This window comes from Lacibacter sp. MH-610, assembly GCF_045780045.1.
In the GTDB taxonomy this organism is placed as follows: Bacteria; Bacteroidota; Bacteroidia; order Chitinophagales; family Chitinophagaceae; genus Lacibacter.
Window position 1 is genome coordinate 3,940,233 of sequence record NZ_CP116002.1, and the last position, 22,717, is coordinate 3,962,949.

The following is a 22,717-nucleotide window of genomic DNA, read 5'->3' on the forward strand; positions in this document are numbered from 1 at the left end:
AAAATCACACATGCAGGTGCATAACACCTTTTGTATAATCAGGTTTCATTCTTATTTTCACGCAATTCTCTATCAGGATGGCAAAAGCAACAAAGAAAAACACTGCTCTCAAAGCAGATATTGATTTCGAACAACAATTATGGGATGCGGCTAATGAACTCCGTGGAGCCGTGGCAGAAAACCAGTACAAGGATTATGTATTGTCACTGCTGTTTGTACGGCATTTGAGCGAACGTTATGCAGAGCGCAGGGAAGAACTGCGACAACTGGCAGCCGATAAAAAATCAGACTATTTCACTACAGATAGCAAACAGTTAAACCTCTTACTTGAAGATGAACTGGAGTACCAGGTAAAGAACGTGTACAAACTTCCTGAAGAAGCTACATGGGAGTACCTGCGCATTAATGCAGAGCAGGATGATATCAAAGTAAAAGTAGATAAAGCCTTTGTGCTCATTGATGAAATACTGGGCGAACGGAATGAAGATTATAAAGGTGTGCTGGAACCCATCTTTGTAAAAAGCCAGTTAACGGCCACGCAAACTGCCGGACTTATCAATCTTTTTTCCAAACCTGAATTTTCTGAGACCAATAACCCCGAAGCAGATGTGTATGGCCGTGTGTATGAATACTACATCGGCAAGTTTGCTATGGCCGAAGGTAGCGGTGCCGGGCAGTTTTTTACACCCGGCTCTGTGGTGCGTTTATTGGTGGAAATGCTGGAGCCCTTGCATGGTAAGATCATGGACCTTGCCTGTGGCAGCGGCGGTATGTTTGTACAGAGTTTGAAATTCGTAAAAGCGCATGGTGGTGATAAAAGTGATATCTCTATTTACGGACAGGAACGTTACGAAGGCACGTTGCGTTTGTGCAAAATGAATTTGCTTTTACGCAACCTGAGCTTTGATGTAAAACTGGGCGATTCTTTATTACAGGATAAGTTCCCCTATGACAAGGCAGATTTCCTGCTCATGAACCCGCCCTTCAACATCAGCAAGTGGCACCCCGAAGATTTGCCAGACCAGGACCCACGCCTCTTTGGACCCAAGGAAGTATTTACCACCGATGGCAACGCCAACTACATGTGGTTTCAAACCATATGGCACCACCTCAGCAGTAAAGGCACTGCCGGTGTGGTAATGGCCAATGGTGCTATGACTACCGGTAATGCCGGTGAAAAAAATGTGAGAGACCACATGATAGAAAACGGCATGGTGGATTGTATTGTGCAGATGCCTGATAAACTCTTTCTCACCACCGGTATCCCTGCCTGTATTTTCATCCTTAGCCGTAACAGGGATGGAAAAGATGGCGAACACAGGGAACGCAAAAACGAAATACTCTTTATTGATGCCCGTAAGCTGGGGCAGATGGTGAACCGCAGACTGAGAGTGTTTAGTGATGAAGATGTAACAAAGATTGCGGATGTATATCACCAGTGGCGTAATAAGGCTGTCATCCCGACGCAGGAGGGATCTGCCGGGTATACAGATATCGAAGGCTTTTGCAAAGCCGCTACATTAGAAGAAGTAAAAGCCAACAACAATGTACTCTCTCCCGGCCGCTATGTGGGTACCGAAGCGGAAGAAGATGACGGAATACCCTTTGAAGAAAAAATGAAACACTTAACACAACAGTTGAAAGAGCAGTTTGAAGAAGGGGCAAAACTGGAAGAACAGATCAAAGAAAACCTGAAAAGCATTGGATATGGCTGGCATTGAAAAAGACTACTATAACATCCTTGAAGGGCTGAAAGAAAAAATAAGGCTGGCCCGTCAAAAAGCTGCTTTGGCAGTAAACCGTGAATTACTGCAGGTTTACTGGGAAATTGGCAATGCCATTTTGCAACAGCAAAAAGAAGAAGGCTGGGGTAAAAAGATCATCAGCAGATTGGCTAAAGACCTGAAGTCTGAATTTGATGATATGAAAGGTTTATCTGAACGAAACCTTGTTTACATGCAAACCTTTGCCGGCACATGGCCTCATTACCCATTTACGCAGCCGCTGGTTGCGGAAACACAAGACGAGTTAAAAAAACCAGGAAGCACAATTACGCAACCAGCGGTTGCGGAATTACAAAGTGCTGAAAATAAAGCCGGTGTAATTGTGCATGTGGCACCTGCACAATTGACGAAAGAAGAATTAATAAAAGAAGTGATTTCATAAAGTATTAATTGTTAGCAAGTATTTTATTTTACGGGTTCCTAATTTTTAATTTAAAATCGTATAATGACTAATATATTCATCTCCTACAACCCAAAGGTACAAGCTGAACAAAGTCTGGCCTTACGCATGCAAACGCTTGGGGCTCTTTACGGTTTATCCATCAGTCTACCTGACCGTGTGGGAGTAATAGGTTTAAAGGAAACAACGAAACAGCGTATTCAACGAGCCTCTTTGTTTATTGTTTTTGCCACCCGCAATCTTTCACGTGATGTGGTACGGGAAATAAATTATGCTCTTGAACTGGCAAAAACCATCATTGTGGTATATGATAAAGATGTAAAGAACAATTTGAACATTAAGGGAGTCCATGAAATTGAATACAATCAAAAAACAGACTCTCCTGAAAAAATCATTAAGGAAATTAACAAAATCATATCCAATTCAAAGACTAAAGTGCAGAAAAGTAAAGCAGACAATGACGATGATGATACAATTGGTGCTTTTTTGCTGATTGGCTTGGGATTATTATTACTGGGAGCACTAACCTCAAAAAGTAAATGATTACGATACTAGACACCTCTGCCTTGATTACCCTGTATAAAATAGATGCTGTAAAACATCTGAGTTCTATGTTTGAAGATGTTTACATACCATTAAAAGTGGAAAAAGAGTTTCTGGAGGAGAAGTCTGATGAACGATTTCGTTTTTTACTTAATTGCTTTGAAGAAAACATCTGGTTTAAAAAATGCCAGACTTATAGTGATGATATTATTGACCTTTTGAAAACAAATCATAAGATTGATGCCGGCGAACGGGAGGCAATAGCCCAGTATAAACAATTACAACTGGATCTTGCAGCAGAAGAAGGAACCATCAATTGTATTATTGATGAAAGAGAAGCACGAAAAGTAGCACAAAATATGGAGGTGAAAATTAACGGCACTTTGTACCTTATGGCTAAAATGCATTTTAACGGACTGATAGATTATTTTAAAGAAACACAACGATTAAAGCAAGAACGAAGGTTTGGCGATAAAGCAATTAAAGCAGCATTTGAAAAGGTAAAAACAGAGTTGGGAATTAGTTAAAAAAAAGTTTGAGTTATTTGCAGTTTTAAGAAAATATATTTTTTTAAGAGAAAATGAAACACTTAAAATAGCAGTTAAAAGAGCAATTTGAAGAAGGCGCAAGGTTGGAAGAGCAGATTAAAGAGAATTTGAAAAGTATTGGAATGATAATTTAATCCATATAGTCATAAATTTTATGCTAACATCAACACAAGTTACTTATCTATTAAGTTTAGATAAAAAAGTATTTGAGAATAGTACTTATCTAACTGATTATGGAATTAATGGGGCAGCGCCTATAAGACAAAGAATTATTTTAAAAAGTGAACAGGATGATGAATGGATTTTTCTATGGAGTATTGATCAGAGTTCAAAAAATCTTTTGAAACTTTCATTACACCTCCAAGAAAATCAATCGTATACAGGATTAATCAGAGTTGATTTTAATGGTATTCATGAAAATCCTGGAAAAGTTAAACCAGGCTTACCTGTTGACTTAATTCCGTATGTTGGACATCGCTTTGAATATAGCACGCCGCATATTCATATTTTTGTAGATGGATACAAACCCTTAGCTTGGGCAAGACCATTGAATGTTCAACAATTTAGCGTTTCCGAAATAATTACTCAGGAAGATGCGTGTAAAGCGATAGAAGCTTTCGCAAGAATTATTAACTTGAGTACAAATCTGAATATTAGCAGAACATTATTATGAGCTGGATACAACCATTATTAACTCAATACCATGAGTTTATTAAAAGCAGGACAGTAGTGCAGGAGAATACCGGTACAGAGTGGATTGCTATTTCTACGCCATACCTTGATATGCATAATGATGCGGTGGAACTCTTTGCAAAAAACTCAAATGGAAAAATTGAATTGTCTGATGATGGCCAAACACTCAGAAATTTAAGTCTATATGGAGTTGAATTTAATAGAATAGGGAAAAGAAATGATTTGCTTGAATCTATTTTATTAACCTATGGAATTCACCTATCAGGTGAAGACCTTGCAGTTGAAGCAAACGAAAAAGATTTTGCTCAAAAAAAGTTAAATCTGCTGAATGCTATAAGTGAAATAAATGATTTGTATGTTCTTTCAAAACCAACAGTCGCTTCTGTTTTTAAAGAAGACGTAAAAGAGTATCTCGAAAAACATAATCTTATTTACACTCCACATTTTATTTCAAAAGGCAGCACAGGACTTGAGTTTACATTTGATTTTCAAATTGCATATAGAAAAAAAGAAATTGTTATTAAAACCTTTAATACACTTAATAAAAACAATTTGGTAAACTTCTTGTTCAGTTGGGACGATATACGACAAACCAGAACTAAACTCATCGGAAAAGAGGTCATGGGTTTAGCTGTTGTTAACGATGAAAACAAAGAACCTAAGCAGGATTTGATAGAAGCATTACAAAGCAGAGGATCTAATGTTTTATATTGGAAACGAAGAGAAGAAGTAAACAGTTTAAAGCTTTTACAAGAGTAATAAAAATATTAATGTTAATAAGCCCCGCTAAAAGGGGCTTTTCCTTAACCTTTTTAAATGCCCCAATTCAAAAAATATAAACTCGGCGAAGTGATTGAGTTAAAGCGTGGTTATGATCTTCCGCAACAAGATCGTCGAAGGGGTAATATACCAATTTATTCTTCCTCTGGTTTGTCTGGATTTCATGACCAAGCAAAAGCTAAAGGACCGGGTGTTATTACAGGTCGATACGGAACGTTGGGTGAACTTTTTTACACAGAGGTAGATTACTGGCCTCATAATACAACATTGTATGTAAAAGATTTTAAAGGTAATGATCCAAAGTTTATTTATTACTTTATAAAAACACTTGGCTTTAGCACGCAGAATGACAAGACAAGTGTGCCGGGTTTGAATAGAAATCATTTACACGAAATGGATGTTTTTATTCCCTCAGACCTCCCCACTCAAACCCGCATCGCCGCCATCCTATCCTCCCTCGACGACAAAATAGAACTCAACCGCCGCACCAATGCCACACTGGAAGCCATGGCCCAAACACTCTTTAAAAAATACTTTGTAGATGATATTGACCCGGACAATTTGCCAGATGGATGGAGATATGAGAAAGTGGAATCGCTTTTTGACATTTCAATCGGAAGAACACCACCCAGAGTTCAAAGGGAATGGTTTAGCAACAATCACGAAGATGTCAAATGGATTTCAATAAAGGATATGGGTAATTCAGGTACATACATATTTGATACATCAGAATATTTAACGAAAGAGGCAGTTAAAAAATTCAATGTTCCTGTTATTCCTGATAATACTGTTGTACTTAGTTTTAAACTTACTGTTGGAAGAGTTGCAATTACAACTGAAAAGATGTTATCAAACGAAGCAATTGCTCATTTTATACCCAAAAAATCAACCTACTTAACTCCGGAGTATATTTTCCTTTTTCTAAAAAACTTTGAATACGATTCACTTGGAAACACATCATCTATAGCAACCGCTGTGAACTCACAAACTATTAAAGGAATAAATATCTTAGTTCCGGATATTGAAATAACAAATAACTTTTCTTCATCTGTAGTTGCTCTATTTAAAAGAATCAAAACAAATCAAGAAGAAATAAAGACATTGAGTCAAATCAGAGATTCACTTCTCCCCAAACTCATGTCCGGTGAAATAGAAGTGAGTGCAGCAGAAAACGAATTGGTCAGCTAATGAATACAAGCAATGAGTAAATACCTTGCAGAAAGTGACATCGAAACCGCCGCCATCGAATGGTTACTGGAAGACAAACGCTTCCAATACCAGTATGGCCCCAACATCCATCGTAACCTTAAAAAGGCCGTGCTGGAACATCGCTTTGCTGCATATTTACAAAACCGCTACCGTCATGTACCCGCCAAAGTTCTGGCAGAAGTACAACAGGAATTTCTCTACCAGTCCGGTACGGATCTGCATCACCGCAACCACAGCTTTCAGCTCAAACTCAGCAAGGGCATCAGCAAAAACTGGAAAGAGACCTCCCCCGACCCCTCCAAAGGAGGGGAGAGAGAATGTTTTGAGCATTTCTATGCCGTTGATTTTGATACACCTTCCAACAACGAATTCTGGGCAGTGAACCAGTTCAGCATTGAGGGCCGTAACAACCGCCGTCCTGATCTGCTTATTTTCATCAACGGTCTGCCCATTGTATTGTTTGAATTTAAAAACTGGTTTGATCCTGAAGCAACAGTGGACAGCGCTTTTAACCAGGTACAGCATTACACAGAAGATATTCCGCAGGTATTTGAAACCAACTGTATCACCGTCATCAGTGATGGCGATACAACGTTGCACGGTATGTACAGCAGCGGCAAAGAATGGTATGCGGCGTGGAAGAGTGTGGATGGTATTAACATCGTGGAAAATGATTTTGCACTGGAAACACTCATTAAAGGTTTACTCACACCGGAGCGTTTGCTGCAATACATCCGCTTCTATATTTTTCATGAACCGGAAAAAGGGCAACTGGTAAAGAAGGGCGCTAAGTATCACCAGTTCTTCGGTATCCAGTTTGCATTGGCCAATACCTTAAAAGCCATTCGTCCGGTGGGTGATGGACGCATTGGTGTGATCTGGCACACCACCCGCAGCGGTAAGAGCATTACCATGGCTATTTATACCGCCATCCTGCGGCAGATGAAAGAATTAAAAAATCCCACCATCATTGTACAGGTAGATCGCTTTGATTTGAACAAACAACTTTATGAAGATTTTGTAGGCGCTAAAGATTTGCTGGGCGATGTTCAACTGGCACAAACAACTGAAGAACTCCGCAACCTCATCAGCGGTGATGGTGGTGGCGTGATCTTCAGTACCATTGAAAAATTTCGTCTTCTTTCCCCCTCTTTTGGAGGGGGTCAGGGGGAGGTCGAACATCCGGTATTAAGTAACCGGGAAAATATTATTGTGATTGCCGATGAATGTCACCGCACACAATACGGACTCATCAAAGGTTTTGCGGCCAATCTCCGCAATGCCTTACCCAATGCTTCTTTTGTAGGTTTTACGGGTACACCGGTAGATAGCAAAGATGCCGATACGGTAGGTGTGTTTGGCGACATCCTGCATGTGTATGATATTAAACAGGCAACAGAAGATAAAGCCGTTGTTCCTATTTATTACGAACCAAGGCTTGCAAAACTTCATTTAGGTAATGAAGCTATTGAAGAAGAAGCAGAAGAGATTACAGGAGGGTTAACCGATAATGAGCGCAACAAAATTTTATGGGCCGCTGCTGAAGATGCAGCCGGTGCAGCTGAACGGGTAGCTGCTGTGGCCGGTGATATTTTACAACACTACACCAAACGGAATACGGATCTCAATGGTAAAGCCATGATCGTTTGTATGAGCCGCCGCAACTGTGTAAAAATGTACAATGCACTTACGGCATTGGAAGGTTGCCCCGAAGTAGCGGTGATCATGACCAGCAATATTGCCAAAGACCCCAAAGACTGGAGCCCGCACATACGCACAAAAGAACAGATGGAAGCAGTGAAGGCACGGTTCAAAGATCCTGATGATCCGTTGAAGCTGGTGATTGTACGGGATATGTGGCTTACAGGTTTTGACAATCCGCCCATGCATACCTTGTATGTAGATAAGATCATGAGCGGTCATAATTTGATACAGGCCATCAACCGTGTGGCTACTGTGTTCCGTGATAAACCCAGTGGTTTGATTGTAGATTATATCGGCATTGGTGATAAGCTGAGAGATGCTACTAAGAAATATACAGGCAGTGGCGGTAAAGGACAGGTTACCATTGATATTGAAGAAGCCTTTGCCATGATTAAAGATGAAATTGATTTATTGAAAACCCTGTTACCTGCTGCAGATTTTTATAAAGACTGGGCTTCGCTTACCACCGGCGATAAACTCAAACGCATGAAAGAAGCGGTGAACTATGTGGTGGCAGAAGAAGAGCGGAGCAAAGATTTTCTGCTGGCTGAAAAGCGGATGACGGGTTTGGCTACCGTGGTAAAGAATCATGCGGAGGTGAGAACCATTGCTACGGATATTGTATTTCTGCAACAGTTAGGCACAGCCGTAAGGAAAGTAAAATTCCCCACCACCAATATCCGCCAGAAAGAACAACAGGTGAAAGAACTCATTCACCGCAGCATTGAAAGCGAAGCCGTAGTAGATGTGTTTGAAATGGCAGGAATTGAACGTTTTGATATTTCCATCATCAATGATGATTTCCTTGCTACCGCTAAGGAAAAGAAAAGCGGCACGGAACTAAAACTGGAATTGATACGGCAGATATTGAATGATGAAATCAAAGTACGTCACACTAAAAACTTAATCAAGTACCGCAAGCTCAAAGAAGAAGTGGAGCGCATCATCAATGATTATCACAATCACTTTTTTGATTCTTTAATTGCATTGGAAAAGTTGCGTGAAGTGGCAAGGGATATGCAGGAAGAAGATGTGCGCCGACGTCAGCTGGGCTTAACAGATGAAGAAGAGGCGTTTTATGAAATACTCGCCAAGCACAAAACAGCCGTGACTGATTTTGAACTCATTAAAGAAATTGTAAAAGATATAACTGCTTCCATAAAAAAGAATTTGCAGATCGATTGGTTCAAAAAGCCTGATGCACGTGCACAGATCATGCTCTCCGTTCGAAAAGTATTGCACAAGAAAGGTGTAACCGCAGAACTGAAAGAAATTTTAGATGATATTATGGAGCAGGCAGAAGCAAGGTACAGGGAATGGTGGGGTGTGGAGGAAGTGGCGTAATGAAAATGATTATACTTTTTTCTTTACCTGACTTTTGATAGTACCTGGAAAAAGCGGTCTTTAAAAATCACTTCTCTCACTTTTTATGAATTTACAATGCAATAATCCCATTGATTTCATCCGTGATAGATTGTATCATCCCTCTTTAATCACTTCCTCATTTTGTGGCGGAGTGAACTCTGTTTCCTGATACATCCGTTCATACCGGTTATGAATCCACAAGAGAATAACACCAAATAAAACAGCCACAAGTATCAGCAGTACATTCAGGATGCCTTCGGCCGCAAAAGACAGCTTGATTAATATGGTAGAAATGATAAAGCCGGAGTTACGAATGATTTTATAAAACGAATCCGTATGAAAAAAAGAAAACAGCAGCAACAATACATCCACCAGTATTAAAACCGTAAAAAAGTCGTCGAAAAAAACCTGGTTTACATTTTTCATGGTGTACAGTAAACGGTCAATAGAAAACAGACTTACTGAAATCCAGTGCAGCAAACTGTAAACGGCCAGTGTAAAAAAAACAGGCAATAAAAGTGCAGAGACTGTTTTTTTAAGTTTAATAAATCTTGCCAGCTGTGGTGCAGGCATGGGCGAAGGCTGTTGTAAACGCAACTGGTTTCTATTGAGCCGGTAAAAAAGTAAGATGAGAAAAAAGAGCAGCAAGGTGGCAATAAGATCAACCGTAAACTGCAGATCATAGGGAACAGATATCCAGTTTTCAGTAAACTCAAGATGCGATAAATCTTTAAACAAACGCCGGATGATGATTAAGGTAATAATTTCATACTGCTTGCCGATATAAATAGTCGTAGAACGGGGTAAATAGTAAATGAGCAGGTACACTTCATAGACGATGATAAAAGAAAAGGGAGTATAAATGGCGGCAATTGGGTTTTGGAGCAATCCTTTTTCTACTCCCGACTGTAATACATTAAAATGCACCAGTGCTATGAGCAACAGATGTAACAGAAAGCCAAGTATGGCTGTATAAATAATGAGGCTTTCGATCCTCTTTTTGGCTCTGTCTGTTAACAAGAGTGAAAACCATTTGCTTACCGCAGTCATTATCTGGCTTAACACCCGCCTTAACGAAATGTTCGGTAGCCCTGCAGCGCACACAAGCATTGGAATCTCCAATCAACATTACTCCTATATATTTCAACCTATGTACGGCTATGTTATTTTGTATTTAGGTTTCCACCCGCTGCTTCATACACCACTCTCCCATTCATCACCGTTAATAACACTTTCGTAGCAGCAATACGGGCGGGGTCTGTTTCAAAAATGTTTTGCGACAGTACTGCAAAATCAGCCAAATAACCCGGCAGGAGTTTGCCCTTTATCTTTTCTTCAAAGGAAGAATAAGCACCGCCATAAGTGTATGCATCCAATGCTTCCTGTAAAGAAATGCGTTGTTGCGGTATCCAGCCGCCTGCCGGATAGCCATCAGGTGTTTGCCGGTTTACAGCAATGTGCAAACCATGCAGGGGATTGAGATCAATACAGGCGGGCCAATCGCTGCCAAATACCAATGTGGCTTTTTGCTGCAGCATAGATTGCCAGCCAAATGAAAACGGTAAACGTTGCTCCCCCACCGCCTGCACCCATACGGCCACGGTAGCAGGATCGGCATGGATGGGTTGCATGGATGGTAGTACATGGAATTGTTGAAAACGTGTTACATCAGCCGGTTTGCATTGTTCAATATGTTCAATCCGATGACGGCTGCCGGTGCTTTTGTTTTGCTGCTGTGCCCGTTCATAGGCATTGAGCGCTTCATGTACGGAACGATCACCAATAGCATGGGTGTACATCCGAAAGCCTGCTTTATCAAAAGCAGCGGTGAGCTTGCGGTATAACGGAAGAGGCCAGGCGAATTCGCCATTGGCAGTTTTGCCATTCACACCGGCATCACTGTAAGGTTCCATCATTACGGCGGTATGTGATTCAATCACACCATCCAGCATAAACTTCACTGCATCGGCACGCAGCAGGATATTGCCGGCGTATTTATTTTTCAATGCAGTAAAGGTGTTGATATCAGCATCATTGGTTTTAGTACCTGTACTGAAGGCGGCGGCATAACGCAAAGTGAGTTTGCCCTTTCGGAGCAATTCATCATACAGTTCCAGTTCTTCAATGCTGCCGTTTGCATTTTGTACACTGGTGATGCCAAGTGAGGCAGCATAACGCATGCCTTCTTCAATGGCTTTTAGTTTTTCTTCTCTTGTTACCGGCGGTAAAAATTTGCTCACTAATTGCATCGCACTTTCACTGAGCATACCGGTGGGTTCACCATCGGCATCTTTTACAATAGAACCAAAACCGGTGAATGCCGTTTCCCTGGTAATGCCTGCCAGTTCCAGTGCTTTGGAATTGACCCATGCACTATGCCCGTCATACGCACGGATGTACACAGGGCGATCTTTAATAACGGCGTCGAGCAACTGCCTGGTAGGTTTACCACCGGGAAAGGCGGTGTACTGCCACCCACTGCCGGTAACCCAGGATGCCTCCGGATGTTTGTTTGCAAATGCGAGCACAGTGTTCACTGCTTCTTCGGGTGTTTTGCAGGCGTTGAGATCGGCAGTTTGCATGGCCAGTGATCCGCTGAGAAAATGGATGTGGGCATCGTTAAAGCCGGGTACTACCAATTTGCCTTTCAAATCAATTTGTTTGGTAGCAACAGTTTTCATTTTTAGCACAGCAGCAGAACTACCGGTGAAAATGATTTTGTTTTGTTGGATGGCCATGGCCTCCGCAAAAGGCGCTTCCTTATTGCCGGTGTAGATGCGCCCGTTGAAGAGAATGAGATCAGCAGCGGGAGCCATTTTTTTTGAAGGCAGAAAAGACAGCAACATAAAAAGCGCTGTACTCAACAGCAACACCATGCGAACCATAAGCAGAAAAATTTTGAGCGTTTAAGATACTGTTTTTTTTACGTCTGCTGTTCTTGTCAGTGATAGCAGCAACAAGTGCTTAAGCACCTAACCACACAAAAAACCCCTTCTGCTTTTACAAAAGGGGTTGATGAAAAATGAAATCAATTTTTAATACCGCTTTACAATCGTAAAGAAGAAACGCTTGGGCTGACCAATAACACCACCTTCGGCAAAACGTTTCTTCATGGCATCAGAATTATAATAGGCCATGGCTTTAGCGGTATCACCCAAGGCGCTCACGAGACGGATACCATTAGGATTATCTGCATCATGACCAATGTTTCGAATCATAATATCATTGGCTTTACGGTCCGGTGCTCCTCCTTCAAACGAAGCACGCCATACCTCTTTGTCTTTTACGGTAAACATCGTCATCACTCGGGGTATACTTCCTACATTGGCAGTATCCTGCCAGGTAACTACAGTATATTGAACTTCAGGTGCACCGGTTACTCCTGCTTTTTTCATGGTTTCCTTTAAGCCGGGACTTTGCGAAAAGGCTTTGGCTTTTGCAAAATCATCGGCCCGCAATCCGATGAGCACCATATTGGTATCCATGAGTCCACGGCCGATTACATAATTGTGCAGACCGCTGGCTAATCTTACAGAGTCATGTGCCTCATAGGCCTGCATCCATTTGTTGAAATCAGCTACTTTGTGCATAATCGTTACCATGTTGTGAGAGGTAGTGTCGATGGTGCTTACCGGTGCCGGTGGTGTTTCAGCGGCAGTTGTATCAGTTTCAGCTTTTTTTTCACCATCACCACCACAGGAACTCAAAAAGAAAAGACCTGCTGCAAGCAAGTGGGTGCAGCTCCATTGAAATAGCTTCATACATTTTTTGGTTTAAAGAGTGAAAGATTGAAAAGGTAGGACTCAGCCGTTTTCAAATGGAAGGAAGTGTTAATGTACACAATCCCGGCAAGAAAGCAAAGAATTTGTGCGGCAGATCTTATGAAAAAATCGTTACCCGTACTGTAGCGAAGACGGGTTCTGTGCCTGTTGAGTTAATAACCCACAAGGAGGAATGGTGCAGCAGTCTCTTTACAACTGAATATTTTTTGTTTCATCATTTTTCATCTGCCCGGAATTTTTGATTCTCCGTTTACAAAACAAAGAACAGCCACATTATTCCGTGCATAAAGCAGGACCTTCATACAAAACAAAAAGTACAGGCAGCAATTGCCTCAACTAAATTTCATGGTTCGTACCAGGGCCTCTACTGTTTGCAACTTTTGTACTTCCTGCTCCTGAAATTCTATATGATACTTCCGCTCCAGTTGATTAACCAACAAAGTCAGTTCCCAATCGGTAAGACCCAGTTCGTCTTTTAAATTCGTGTCTGTGGTTACCATGCCCGGCTGCAGTTTGAGCAGCCGGTTAATGGTTTGTGTGAGTTGATGATAAGAAAGGTTCATGGTTTATTGTTTTATAGTTTTCAAATCTGTTAAGCAATATCTCCCTGTTCTTTTACTTCCACACGAGGCGGTATGAGTTTATACACCACCGGTGTTACGATGCGGGAGAGAATAGTTGAAGAGATTAAGCCGCCGATTAATACCAGTGCCAATGGTGATACCAATGGATTGCTGTTGAGTGCAATGGGTATTAAACCGCCAATGGCTGTTAAGCTGGTTAATACAATCGGCAAAAAGCGCAACTCACCTGCTTCACGGATAGCTTCATCCAATCCTTTGCCATTTTCTCTTAACTGATTGGTAAAATCAACCAGTAAGATGGAGTTCTTTACTTCCACTCCTGCCAACCCGATAAAACCGATGATGGCCACAAAGCTCATGGGGTAACCCGTAAACCAAAGCATGAGTACACCGCCAATGATGCCGAGTGGTATCACACTCAGTACTATCAATGTACTCTTGAAGGTTTTGAATTCAAGAATCAAAACCATGATGAACAGAAATACAGTTGCAATCACCACCGTCATAAAACCGCCACCAAATGCTTCCTGCTCATTCTCTGCTTCACCTGCTATTTGAAATTGATAACCTGCAGGAAATGCCATGCTTTTCATTTTATCTTCAAAGGCTTTGTTGATGTTTTGTGCAAGCACCCCTTTATCGGTAAACGCAGTGATCACCACAAAACGTTTTTTATCCAAGTGTTTGATCACACTGGGTGATGTTTCAAATTCCAGTGATGCCACCTGGCTCAAAGGCACAGGAGTACCTACTGCATTATTGATGAAGAGCCGGTCAAAAGTTTGCAGCGTTGCAAATTCTTCTTTGGGTGTGTTCACCACAATATTGTAATCATCACCTTTATCATCAGTGTATTTGGCCAGCTCTACACCGGCAATGGCTAAGCGAATGGTGCGGTCAATATCGGCTGTTTGGATACCCAGCGTTCTTGCTTTTTCGGTATGAATCTTTACTTTCAAATCACTCTTCAATACATCCACATCATTGTTGATATAAATGGTACCGGGAATACTTTTTAAAACAGTTTCTACCTGCACCGCCAGTTTACGAAGTGTATCAAGATTATCACCGCTTACTCTGATGGCTATCGGTGCTTCTACCGGCGGGCCCTGTTCAAAATCTTTTACTTCAATCTTGGCGCCGGGTATTTTTAAAAACAGTTCCCTGAAATTATCAATGATTTTTTTCTTGCGCACAGGGTTCACTTCTTTTTTCAGTTGTACATATAACTGTGCATAATCGCTTTTTTCATTGGTCGGAATTTCATTGTAATAAATACGAGGATTGCCCTTGCCCACATTCGTAGTTACATATTCTACCGATGGATTTTTGAGTAATTCTTTCTCTACATACAAAGCCATCTTGTTGGATGCTTCGAGGTTGCTTTGCAGTGGCATGTTGATGTTTACGAGGAACTGTGGTTTTTCAGAGGTGGGAAATAAACGAAAGCCGATTATCTTGAATACAAACAAAGAAGCACCAAAAAGGGCAAACGCTGTAACCAATGTAATCACCGGATGCCTGAGTGAATATTCCAACAGTTTGGTGTAACTGCCGCTGATGATTTTTTTCAATCCACGTAAAAAGATATTGCCTTCAGGATTTTCATGTGTTTTTAATACACGACTGGCGAGAAAAGGTATAATGGTTAATGAGACCAGCAGTGATGCAGTTACTGATGCAATTACTGCCAATGGTAAAGAACGGATAAACTCACCCGATGCTTCAGGTAATAAAGCCAATGGCATAAAGGCAATGGCCAATGTAGCAGTGGTACCCAGTACAGCCAATGTAATTTGCTTGGTGGCTTCTACTGCTGCAAACTTTTTACTGTGTCCTTCACGCAGCCATCGCTCAATATTTTCAACTACTACAATACTGTCATCCACTAATAATCCCAATGCTACCACCAAGCCCACAATACTTAACTGGTTGAGTGAAAAACCCATGAAATCTAATGATACAATTCCCAAGCCTAATGAAAGCGGTATGGCCACCATTACAATTACTGCTGCACGCCATCCCAGTGGTATGAGTGTAATCATCACCAAACCAATGGCGATTAAAAAATCAATACCCAGGCCACTTAAGCGTCTGCCTACATTATCTGCCTGGTCAAATGATTTGATTAATTCAATATTAGAAGGCAATGTTTTGGAGAACTTTTCAATCACCGGTAAATAAGCTTCCTGTGTTTTGGCAATATTCTCGCCGCTCTTTTGTGCGGCTAATACTAATACTGAACGATGGCCATTAAGTCTCACAATATGTTTCTGCTCTTCATATTGAAACGAAACTGTCGCCACATCTTTCAGCACAACTGTTTTTCCGCCTGCTGCAAACACCACCGTATTTTGAATTTCATCCAGGCTTTTGTACTTGCCGCTTGTTTTTACATTAAAGGTTTTACTTCCTGCACGCACACTTCCTGCGGGAATATTGGCGGCTTCACTTTGAATGCTTCCCAATACGGCATTCAACGGAATTTTCAATTGCGCCAGTTTATCTAATTGTAAGTCGATGCGTACCTGCTGCTCACGCACACCCTGCACATCTACCTTCTTTAAACTTTTGATTTTTTCCAGTTCTTCTTTCAGCGCATCTGCATAGTACTTCATCTTTTCATCGGATGCGTTTTCTGATACCAGCGCTACCTGCACTACGTTTACATCCGTAGGCGTTACTTTTTTTACTTCAATGCTGTAAATGTCCTGCGGTAACTCCGTACGAATGGAATTCACTTCACGTATCAGTTCCTGGTGCTTGGCATTTACATCACTGTTGTATTTGTATTCCACCACTATCACCGCAACTCCATCATTGATATTGGTATTTACTTTTTTGATGTTCTCCAGTTCGCTCACCCGTTTTTCAATCGGCTTTACTACCAGTTCTTCCATATCCTTGGGACTGGTACCGGGATAAATTACAACAATGGGAAACTGTGGCGGATTGATCTCAGGGTCTTCTGCACGGGGCATGTTAAACATTGTAGTTACACTCACTACAATCACCATCACAAAAGCTACCAGCGTAAACTGGTAATTCTTTACAAAAAAGGAAGTAAGTTTCATGTGAATATTTTTGGATGATGATTATTTGATGACGTTGATGGCAGCACCATTGGTGAGATAAGGACTGCCGCTTATTACTACAAAGGCATAGCCTTTCAACCCATCTGCAATAAATACACGATTGGTTTCAATAGATGCAATGGTTACTTCCACTCGTTCTACTTTCTTTTGATCATTGGTTACAAATACAAATCCTTTTTTGCCATTGGCTTCCAGCAATGCTTCATAAGGAATACTGAAACCATTGGTAATAACAGAAGGTGTAATGATGGCTTTGCCAAATAAACCTACTGCAGGTTGCAATCCACCAAAATCAATTTGTAATTCTACCTGGAAGGAACCGCTGGCTGCATCAGCCGCCAGTGATTTTTTACTCACTACAGCGCTGAACTGTTTGCCGGGATAAGCATCCACTGTTACACTTGCTTTATCTCCTTCTTTAAGGGCCGACCATTCTACATCGGCTACACCTGCCCGTAACACCCACTTACTTTGCTTACCTGTTTCACTTACTACTACCACAGGCGAGCCGGGGGAGGCTACTTCACCTGCATTCAATACCTTCTTTACCACAAAGCCGTTGGCACTTGCATAAATTTTTGCATAGCGAAGGTTAAAAGCTGCCTGTTGCAGATTTTGTTTGGCGATATCTAAACCTGTTTTACTGTTTTGAAATTGCTCCAGCGTTACTACACTGTCTTTATATAAATTGCTTGCCCGCTGGTAATCACGTTGTGCTTTTTCTACCGAGAGTTGCACCTGCTGTACCTGTGCAGCAATTTCTGTGGTGTTGAGGGATGCTAAGAGCTGTCCCTGTTTTACCTGCTGTCCTTCTTCTACATACACCTGTTCAATAACACCTCCGATTTTAAAGGAAAGACGTGCTTCATTTTCAGTAGTGATGAGTCCGGTGGCCTGAATGGCATTAAAAGATGAGTCAGTATTGACGGCAGCAATACGCACCGGAATCGTATTGCTTGTTGTGGTACTTTTTTTCTCTGTTGCATTGGTACCGCAGGCCATTAGAAAGAGAGCGAGTGCTGATGTATAAATAACTTGTTTCATATAAATGATTTTATTGGTTGATGGAATAAGTGGCAGCCTGGCGTTCATACTCAGCAAGGCCGGCTAAAAATTTATAATGGTTGATGGAGAGTTGGAGTTGTGCATTGGTGTGTTGATTGCGTGCATCAAGGAATTCAATAAAACTGTTCACGCCTTCTTTATAGCCACGGTCAATCAATTTGAAATATTGTGCAGCCGCTTGTTCCTGATTTACACTTGCCCGGTAACTGTTGTAAGCATTCTTTACATTGTTGCGTGAGGTAAATAAAGCCAATTGCAGTTGCTGTTTGGTTTGCTCTGTTTGAAAACGGATGCGTTGCAGATCAAACCCTGTTTGTTCTGCTTTGTACAGATTGCGTTTGCCGGTATAAATCGGAATTTGCAATTGCACACCACCGAGATAAAAGAAAGAACGACGGTCCACTTTAAAATCAAAACCCTGTGAAGCTAAATCCAGAAAGGCATTGAGCCTTGGTTTGCGAAAGGATTGATTCATTTTTAAAACACTGTTGCTGATGCCTGTAGCTATACCCAAACTTTTTAATTCCTCCCGTTTTTGTACATCATCTTCTCCTGCAAGCATTGTTTGAAGATTCAAGTCTTTCATACCGTCTTCTTCTTTTATAATAGCCTCTGTTAAATTGCGGTTGAGTAAAAAATTAAAATAAGCGGTGGCATTCTGCTCATTGTTCTTTGCATTGAGCAATTGATTTTCTACATTGCTCACTTCACTCTCAGCTCTTGCTACGTAAGCAGGCAATCCTTTTCCATTAGCCAACAATGATTGGTTCAACCGTAGGTTTTGTTGCACCACACTCAATGCACTTTCAAGAATGGTAATGGCTTTTGCAGTCATGAGTATATTGTAGTAAGCCAGTTTTATTTCTTTAGCCAGTTCTCTTTTGTAAATGAGTATTTCATTTTCCTTTAACTGTACTTCCTGTGTTTTAATCTGCTGATTGATTTTGATATCAGGATTGAGAATGGGCATGGTGGTTTTAATACGTACATCATAAAAGTTATTGGGCAGAAACTGTTCTTTTACATTACTCACATTAGGAAAGCTGTTGCTGTTTGTTAACCGGTTCAATGTATTGTACACCGGATTGAGTAAATCACCTATGGGAATGTCAATGCTGCGTCCTCCCTGCGCCAGTGTGTATTGTGCTTCAAACCAGGTGGTGGGCAAAAACAAACTGCGGGCTTCTTTAATTGCCAGCAGGCTTTTATCCAGCCCTGTCTTTTTTTCTTTGAGCACCAGGTTGGATTGATAGGCTTCCTGAATGTATTGGTCCAAAACGGTTTGGGCCTGTACATGGGAAACCACAAGCAGTAACAGTCCAACAAGAACTGTTTGTACAAATGCTTTCATATAAATAGTGATTGATTGAAATGTGAGGCGGGGTTGTAAGAATTGATGATGTATAAGGTTTACCCCTGCAAATTGCGTTTTGAAAACGGCCGTTTTCACCACATGTTGATGTGAAAAAAAAGGCCCTTTTTTGAGGCTTATTTGTATTTTATTTTTTGATAACCATTTCATAATAAACAGTTGTTATAAAGTGAACAATGTTCAGTATTAGGACAAAAAAAATTCCTCAGCTTTTCCGGATAATGCTGATGAAATAATCCATGCCGTGTTTAAGTAAATCCTGCTCAGTTGAGTGTTCATAAGCATGACATCTGCCTCTGCAATATAGAGCGCACATACCATGCAGCGCCGACCATATCATAAACGATAGGTATTCCGGGTCCATATCTTTAAAATGACCTGCCTGCTGGCATTCTCTTAAAATCTGCTTCAATTGGTCAAGGGTTTGGTTGCCCATTCGCCATTTTGCAAAATCCTTTTCGGCATTAATGGGGGCTTCCATAATAAACATCAGATCATAAAGATCTTTGTTTTCCCAAGCGAAACTCATGTAAACCCTGCCCATAGCGATTAAACGCTGCATGGGATCCTGAACATGCTGTAAAGGAGCCATCATTTGCAGCATTTTGGCAAATCCCTCCTCATGCAAGGCGTGAAAGAGTTCGTCTTTGTCTTTAAAATAGAGGTAAATGGTGCCCGGACTGTATTGAATTTTTTCAGCAATGTTCCGCAAGCTGGTGCTGTGAAAGCCCTTCTCCAGGAAGATGCTTTTGGCGGCATCCAGTATGAGCCGGCGCATCTCTTCTTTTTCCCTTTGCTTTCTTGCAGCAATTGTCATGCTTGAATAATTAGAGCACAAAGAAAATGAACACTGTTCATTTTTCCAAATATTTTTTAATTTTTCTTCTTTTGTTCAGAAACTTCTTTAGCAAGACATTATTTCAATTGCTTTTAAAGGTCTGGCAAAAGCGAATCAAAGGGGCAGATGGTATATACAGAGTGTGTGAGATGAGAATTGTACCAAAGTATAAATCGTACACCCTCTGACTTTTCAGGACACTGTGAAGTGAGAGGACATAAAAAAAGCCTGATACTATATGAGAGTACCAGGCTTTTTCTGATTTGTGGTGTGGGCCGGGATCGAACCGGCGACACAAGGATTTTCAGTCCTTTGCTCTACCGACTGAGCTACCGCACCTTTTAATCCCGATTGCTCGGGAAACCTGAAACACATTCGTTGGTAAGTGGAAGCCTAGCCTCCGTTTATGCTTCGGGGCAGCAAATATAGAGGAATCGGTATTAAATCTGAAATCTTCCGTCTAAAATCTGCAATTACATTCCGTATTCACTTAAAAACCTAATACGCATGATCTTGAGCTGCTCCCAGCTATAGTTACCATCTTCCAGTTCCTGCTGTGCTACTTTTAAATCGCTGGTGCTGCAGCTTTTGAAATAATCCATGATCTCTTCCTGTTCGTATTCATCCAGCCATTCATCAATAGCATAATCCAGTCTCAGTTTGGTACCGCTGGCCGCAATGGTTTCCATTTCTTCCAGCATTTCATCCATCCGCCAGCCTTTGTTTTTGGCGATGGTTTCCAGCGGTATGCGTTTGTCGATATTCTGAATGAGAAATACTTTATTGCCGCTTTTGTTAACCACACTCTTCATCACAAACTCTTCGGGCTTTTCAATATCGTTTTCCTCCACGTACTTGGCAATCATTTCAATAAACGGCTTGCCGTAGCGGATTGCTTTGCCCTTGCTCACACCCTGGCACTTTTCCAGTTCTTCCAATGTGGTGGGATACAATGTAGCCATATCCTGCAAAGAGTTTTCCAGGAAAATCACAAAAGGAGGCAATCCTTTCTTCTTGGCTTCTTTCTGGCGCAACTCTTTAAGCATTTCAAACAGCTGCTCATCCGTAGCGGCACCGCTGCCTGCTTCTCCACCTTCCTCATCATCATCTTCATTGGCCTCTTCGTACAGGTTGTTGAGTACAATTTTGAACGATTTGGGCTTTTTCAAAAACGTTTCTCCCTCTTTGGTAAACTTCAACAATCCGTATTCTTCAATATCTTTTTTGAGCAAACCGCCTAATAACATCTGGCGAATCAATGAATTCCAGAAATGCAGATCCTTGTCTTTACCAGTTCCATATTCAGCCAGCTGATCATGACGGTACATCTGGATCTGCGGTGTTAAACGGCCGGTGAGTACCGGCAGTACATAATCTGTTGCAAAACGTTCATCCAATGCCTTCACTACTTTGAGCACCGTAACCGCTTCGTCTTTTGCTTCAATTTTTTCTTTGGGATGCAAACAGTTGTCACAGTTACCGCAATTCTCTTTTCCGTACTCTTCACCAAAATAATGGAGCAGGATGGTGCGGCGGCAAACACTACTTTCAGCAAACGCTACTGTTTCCTGTATGAGTTGTGCACCCACTTCCCGCTCACTTAATGGTTTGTCACGCATTAAATGCTCCAGTTTACTTACATCCTTATGCGAATAATAAAGAATACATTTCCCTTCCATGCCATCACGACCTGCACGACCTGTCTCCTGGTAATAATTTTCAATACTCTTAGGAATGTTGAAGTGAATTACAAAACGGATATCAGGTTTATCAATACCCATTCCGAAAGCAATAGTTGCAACTATCACCTGCACATCTTCATTCAAAAATAAATCTTGCCGTTCTGCTCTCAACTTAGAATCCAATCCTGCATGATACGCTACGGCTTTAATACCATTAGCCATCAGCAGATCGGCCAACTCTTCCGTTGTTTTACGGTTGAGCGTATAAATAATGCCGCTCTTACCTTTATTCTGAGAAATGAACTTAACAATGCTTTTTACCGTTTGCTCCTTCTTAATCTTGGGTTGAATTTCATAGTACAGGTTGCCCCTGTTGAAAGAAGAAATAAAAATTTCAGGATTACGAAGGCCAAGATTCTTTACAATATCACTTTGCACTTTAGGTGTTGCTGTTGCGGTTAAAGCAATCACTGGTACCTCCGGACTGATCTGGTCCATCATCTCCCTCAATCTTCTGTACTCCGGACGGAAGTCATGCCCCCACTCACTGATACAGTGTGCTTCATCCACCGCAAAAAAAGAAATAGTCAAATCACTGAAGAATTCAATGTTTTCTTCTTTCGTCAATGTTTCAGGAGCTACATATAACATTTTGGTGCGGCCGCTTTTTAAATCGTCGTGCACCTCCTTAATTTCTTTTTTGGTCAATGTGGAGTTGAGAAAATGCGCCACATCATCTTTACTGCTGTAGCTACGCACCAGGTCTACCTGGTTTTTCATTAATGCAATCAACGGGCTTACAATGATTGCTACCCCTTCGGCCATCATCGCCGGTAATTGGTAGCACAAACTCTTGCCACCACCCGTAGGCATAATTACAAATGTATCTCTGCCACTTTGCAGGTTAAGAATAGCTTGTTCCTGTGTGCCCTTAAATGCATCAAAACCGAAATGCTCGTGTAACGCTTCATACAAAGCTGCTGTATTACCTGAGGATTTCACCTTGCCGTTTGATTTAGCAGGAGCTTTAGCTGCTATGGTTTTTACACTGGTTGACCTTTTGGATGCCCCGCTTGCCGGAGCTTTTTTCTTTACTGTACTCATCACTGAACGTCCTTCGCCTTTGGTTAAAATTAGATTCTCATGGCTTGCAGTTGAATAGGTTGACCCAAAAAGCAGGGAGCTGCTTTTTTTTAAAGGACAGCGAAGGTACTGAAATATGCCCTTTGAATCGTTAAAATCAGCCAAAAAACTACTCTCAGCAAACGTTAGA

General features: G+C 41.3%; 17 protein-coding genes and 1 tRNA gene. 8 read left to right on the top strand and 10 right to left on the bottom strand.

Features of this window, described 5'->3' with window-relative positions; genetic code table 11:
• The first annotated feature begins 77 nt into the window (after positions 1-77).
• From PDL71_RS17975 to PDL71_RS18010, 8 genes are all read left to right on the top strand, one after another.
• Positions 78-1,721, top strand: a complete 1,644-nt coding sequence (locus PDL71_RS17975; protein WP_407523786.1) for an N-6 DNA methylase — start codon at positions 78-80, stop codon at positions 1,719-1,721.
• The gene (locus tag PDL71_RS17980) at positions 1,708-2,166 is read left to right on the top strand and encodes a DUF1016 N-terminal domain-containing protein (RefSeq protein ID WP_407523788.1); all 459 of its coding nucleotides are present in this window, start codon (positions 1,708-1,710) and stop codon (positions 2,164-2,166) included. Before PDL71_RS17975 ends, PDL71_RS17980 begins: the two co-directional genes overlap by 14 nt.
• A gap of 63 nt (positions 2,167-2,229) precedes the next feature.
• The gene (locus PDL71_RS17985; protein ID WP_407523790.1) at positions 2,230-2,727 is read left to right on the top strand and encodes a hypothetical protein; all 498 of its coding nucleotides are present in this window, start codon (positions 2,230-2,232) and stop codon (positions 2,725-2,727) included.
• Positions 2,724-3,254, top strand: a complete 531-nt coding sequence (locus PDL71_RS17990) for a hypothetical protein (RefSeq protein WP_407523792.1) — start codon at positions 2,724-2,726, stop codon at positions 3,252-3,254. Before PDL71_RS17985 ends, PDL71_RS17990 begins: the two co-directional genes overlap by 4 nt.
• A gap of 175 nt (positions 3,255-3,429) precedes the next feature.
• Positions 3,430-3,948 carry a DUF6978 family protein gene (locus PDL71_RS17995; protein ID WP_407523794.1) on the top strand — a complete coding sequence of 173 codons (519 nt, stop codon included), beginning with the start codon at positions 3,430-3,432 and terminating at the stop codon, positions 3,946-3,948.
• A complete protein-coding gene (locus tag PDL71_RS18000; RefSeq protein WP_407523796.1) occupies positions 3,945-4,727 on the top strand; it encodes a DUF1828 domain-containing protein in 783 nt (260 codons plus the stop codon). Before PDL71_RS17995 ends, PDL71_RS18000 begins: the two co-directional genes overlap by 4 nt.
• Before the next feature lie 57 nt (positions 4,728-4,784).
• Positions 4,785-5,936, top strand: a complete 1,152-nt coding sequence (locus tag PDL71_RS18005; RefSeq protein WP_407523798.1) for a restriction endonuclease subunit S — start codon at positions 4,785-4,787, stop codon at positions 5,934-5,936.
• A gap of 12 nt (positions 5,937-5,948) precedes the next feature.
• On the top strand, positions 5,949-9,005 hold the full coding sequence (locus tag PDL71_RS18010) for a type I restriction endonuclease subunit R (protein ID WP_407523800.1): 3,057 nt from the start codon (positions 5,949-5,951) through the stop codon (positions 9,003-9,005).
• Between the two features lie 135 nt (positions 9,006-9,140).
• Here PDL71_RS18010 and PDL71_RS18015 read toward each other — a convergent pair whose 3' ends face one another.
• The 10 genes from PDL71_RS18015 to recQ form a co-directional block, all read right to left on the bottom strand.
• The gene (locus PDL71_RS18015; protein ID WP_407523802.1) at positions 9,141-10,076 is read right to left on the bottom strand and encodes a hypothetical protein; all 936 of its coding nucleotides are present in this window, start codon (positions 10,074-10,076) and stop codon (positions 9,141-9,143) included.
• Between the two features lie 113 nt (positions 10,077-10,189).
• Complete coding sequence (locus tag PDL71_RS18020) at positions 10,190-11,911, bottom strand: amidohydrolase (RefSeq protein ID WP_407523804.1); 1,722 nt, start codon at positions 11,909-11,911, stop codon at positions 10,190-10,192.
• A gap of 150 nt (positions 11,912-12,061) precedes the next feature.
• Positions 12,062-12,787, bottom strand: a complete 726-nt coding sequence (locus PDL71_RS18025) for a hypothetical protein (RefSeq protein ID WP_407523806.1) — start codon at positions 12,785-12,787, stop codon at positions 12,062-12,064.
• Positions 12,788-13,140: 353 nt separating this feature from the next.
• Positions 13,141-13,371: an acyl carrier protein gene (locus tag PDL71_RS18030; protein WP_407523808.1), complete on the bottom strand. Its 231-nt coding sequence runs from the start codon at positions 13,369-13,371 to the stop codon at positions 13,141-13,143.
• A 29-nt stretch (positions 13,372-13,400) separates the two neighbouring features.
• Positions 13,401-16,466 (bottom strand): efflux RND transporter permease subunit, encoded by a 3,066-nt coding sequence (locus PDL71_RS18035; protein ID WP_407523810.1) that lies wholly within the window; start codon positions 16,464-16,466, stop codon positions 13,401-13,403.
• A 21-nt stretch (positions 16,467-16,487) separates the two neighbouring features.
• Positions 16,488-17,531 (bottom strand): efflux RND transporter periplasmic adaptor subunit, encoded by a 1,044-nt coding sequence (locus tag PDL71_RS18040; RefSeq protein WP_407523812.1) that lies wholly within the window; start codon positions 17,529-17,531, stop codon positions 16,488-16,490.
• A gap of 10 nt (positions 17,532-17,541) precedes the next feature.
• Positions 17,542-18,903 carry a TolC family protein gene (locus PDL71_RS18045; RefSeq protein WP_407523814.1) on the bottom strand — a complete coding sequence of 454 codons (1,362 nt, stop codon included), beginning with the start codon at positions 18,901-18,903 and terminating at the stop codon, positions 17,542-17,544.
• 226 nt (positions 18,904-19,129) lie between these two features.
• A complete protein-coding gene (locus PDL71_RS18050; protein ID WP_407523816.1) occupies positions 19,130-19,741 on the bottom strand; it encodes a TetR/AcrR family transcriptional regulator in 612 nt (203 codons plus the stop codon).
• Positions 19,742-20,028: 287 nt separating this feature from the next.
• Positions 20,029-20,101 (bottom strand) — tRNA-Phe (locus tag PDL71_RS18055).
• A 134-nt stretch (positions 20,102-20,235) separates the two neighbouring features.
• Complete coding sequence (gene recQ / locus PDL71_RS18060; protein WP_407523818.1) at positions 20,236-22,548, bottom strand: DNA helicase RecQ; 2,313 nt, start codon at positions 22,546-22,548, stop codon at positions 20,236-20,238.
• Between the last annotated feature and the right edge of the window lie 169 nt (positions 22,549-22,717).

Coding starts and splice junctions, on each gene's coding strand:
- PDL71_RS18010 (WP_407523800.1), top strand. CDS start 5,949: ATGAGTAAATACCTTGCAGAAAGTGACATCGAAACCGCCGCCATCGAA.
- PDL71_RS18035 (WP_407523810.1), bottom strand. CDS start 16,466: ATGAAACTTACTTCCTTTTTTGTAAAGAATTACCAGTTTACGCTGGTA.
- PDL71_RS17985 (WP_407523790.1), top strand. CDS start 2,230: ATGACTAATATATTCATCTCCTACAACCCAAAGGTACAAGCTGAACAA.
- PDL71_RS18045 (WP_407523814.1), bottom strand. CDS start 18,903: ATGAAAGCATTTGTACAAACAGTTCTTGTTGGACTGTTACTGCTTGTG.
- PDL71_RS18025 (WP_407523806.1), bottom strand. CDS start 12,787: ATGAAGCTATTTCAATGGAGCTGCACCCACTTGCTTGCAGCAGGTCTT.
- PDL71_RS17995 (WP_407523794.1), top strand. CDS start 3,430: ATGCTAACATCAACACAAGTTACTTATCTATTAAGTTTAGATAAAAAA.
- PDL71_RS18040 (WP_407523812.1), bottom strand. CDS start 17,531: ATGAAACAAGTTATTTATACATCAGCACTCGCTCTCTTTCTAATGGCC.
- PDL71_RS17975 (WP_407523786.1), top strand. CDS start 78: ATGGCAAAAGCAACAAAGAAAAACACTGCTCTCAAAGCAGATATTGAT.
- PDL71_RS17990 (WP_407523792.1), top strand. CDS start 2,724: ATGATTACGATACTAGACACCTCTGCCTTGATTACCCTGTATAAAATA.
- PDL71_RS18020 (WP_407523804.1), bottom strand. CDS start 11,911: ATGGTTCGCATGGTGTTGCTGTTGAGTACAGCGCTTTTTATGTTGCTG.
- PDL71_RS17980 (WP_407523788.1), top strand. CDS start 1,708: ATGGCTGGCATTGAAAAAGACTACTATAACATCCTTGAAGGGCTGAAA.
- recQ (WP_407523818.1), bottom strand. CDS start 22,548: ATGAGTACAGTAAAGAAAAAAGCTCCGGCAAGCGGGGCATCCAAAAGG.
- PDL71_RS18015 (WP_407523802.1), bottom strand. CDS start 10,076: ATGACTGCGGTAAGCAAATGGTTTTCACTCTTGTTAACAGACAGAGCC.
- PDL71_RS18005 (WP_407523798.1), top strand. CDS start 4,785: ATGCCCCAATTCAAAAAATATAAACTCGGCGAAGTGATTGAGTTAAAG.
- PDL71_RS18030 (WP_407523808.1), bottom strand. CDS start 13,371: ATGAACCTTTCTTATCATCAACTCACACAAACCATTAACCGGCTGCTC.
- PDL71_RS18050 (WP_407523816.1), bottom strand. CDS start 19,741: ATGACAATTGCTGCAAGAAAGCAAAGGGAAAAAGAAGAGATGCGCCGG.
- PDL71_RS18000 (WP_407523796.1), top strand. CDS start 3,945: ATGAGCTGGATACAACCATTATTAACTCAATACCATGAGTTTATTAAA.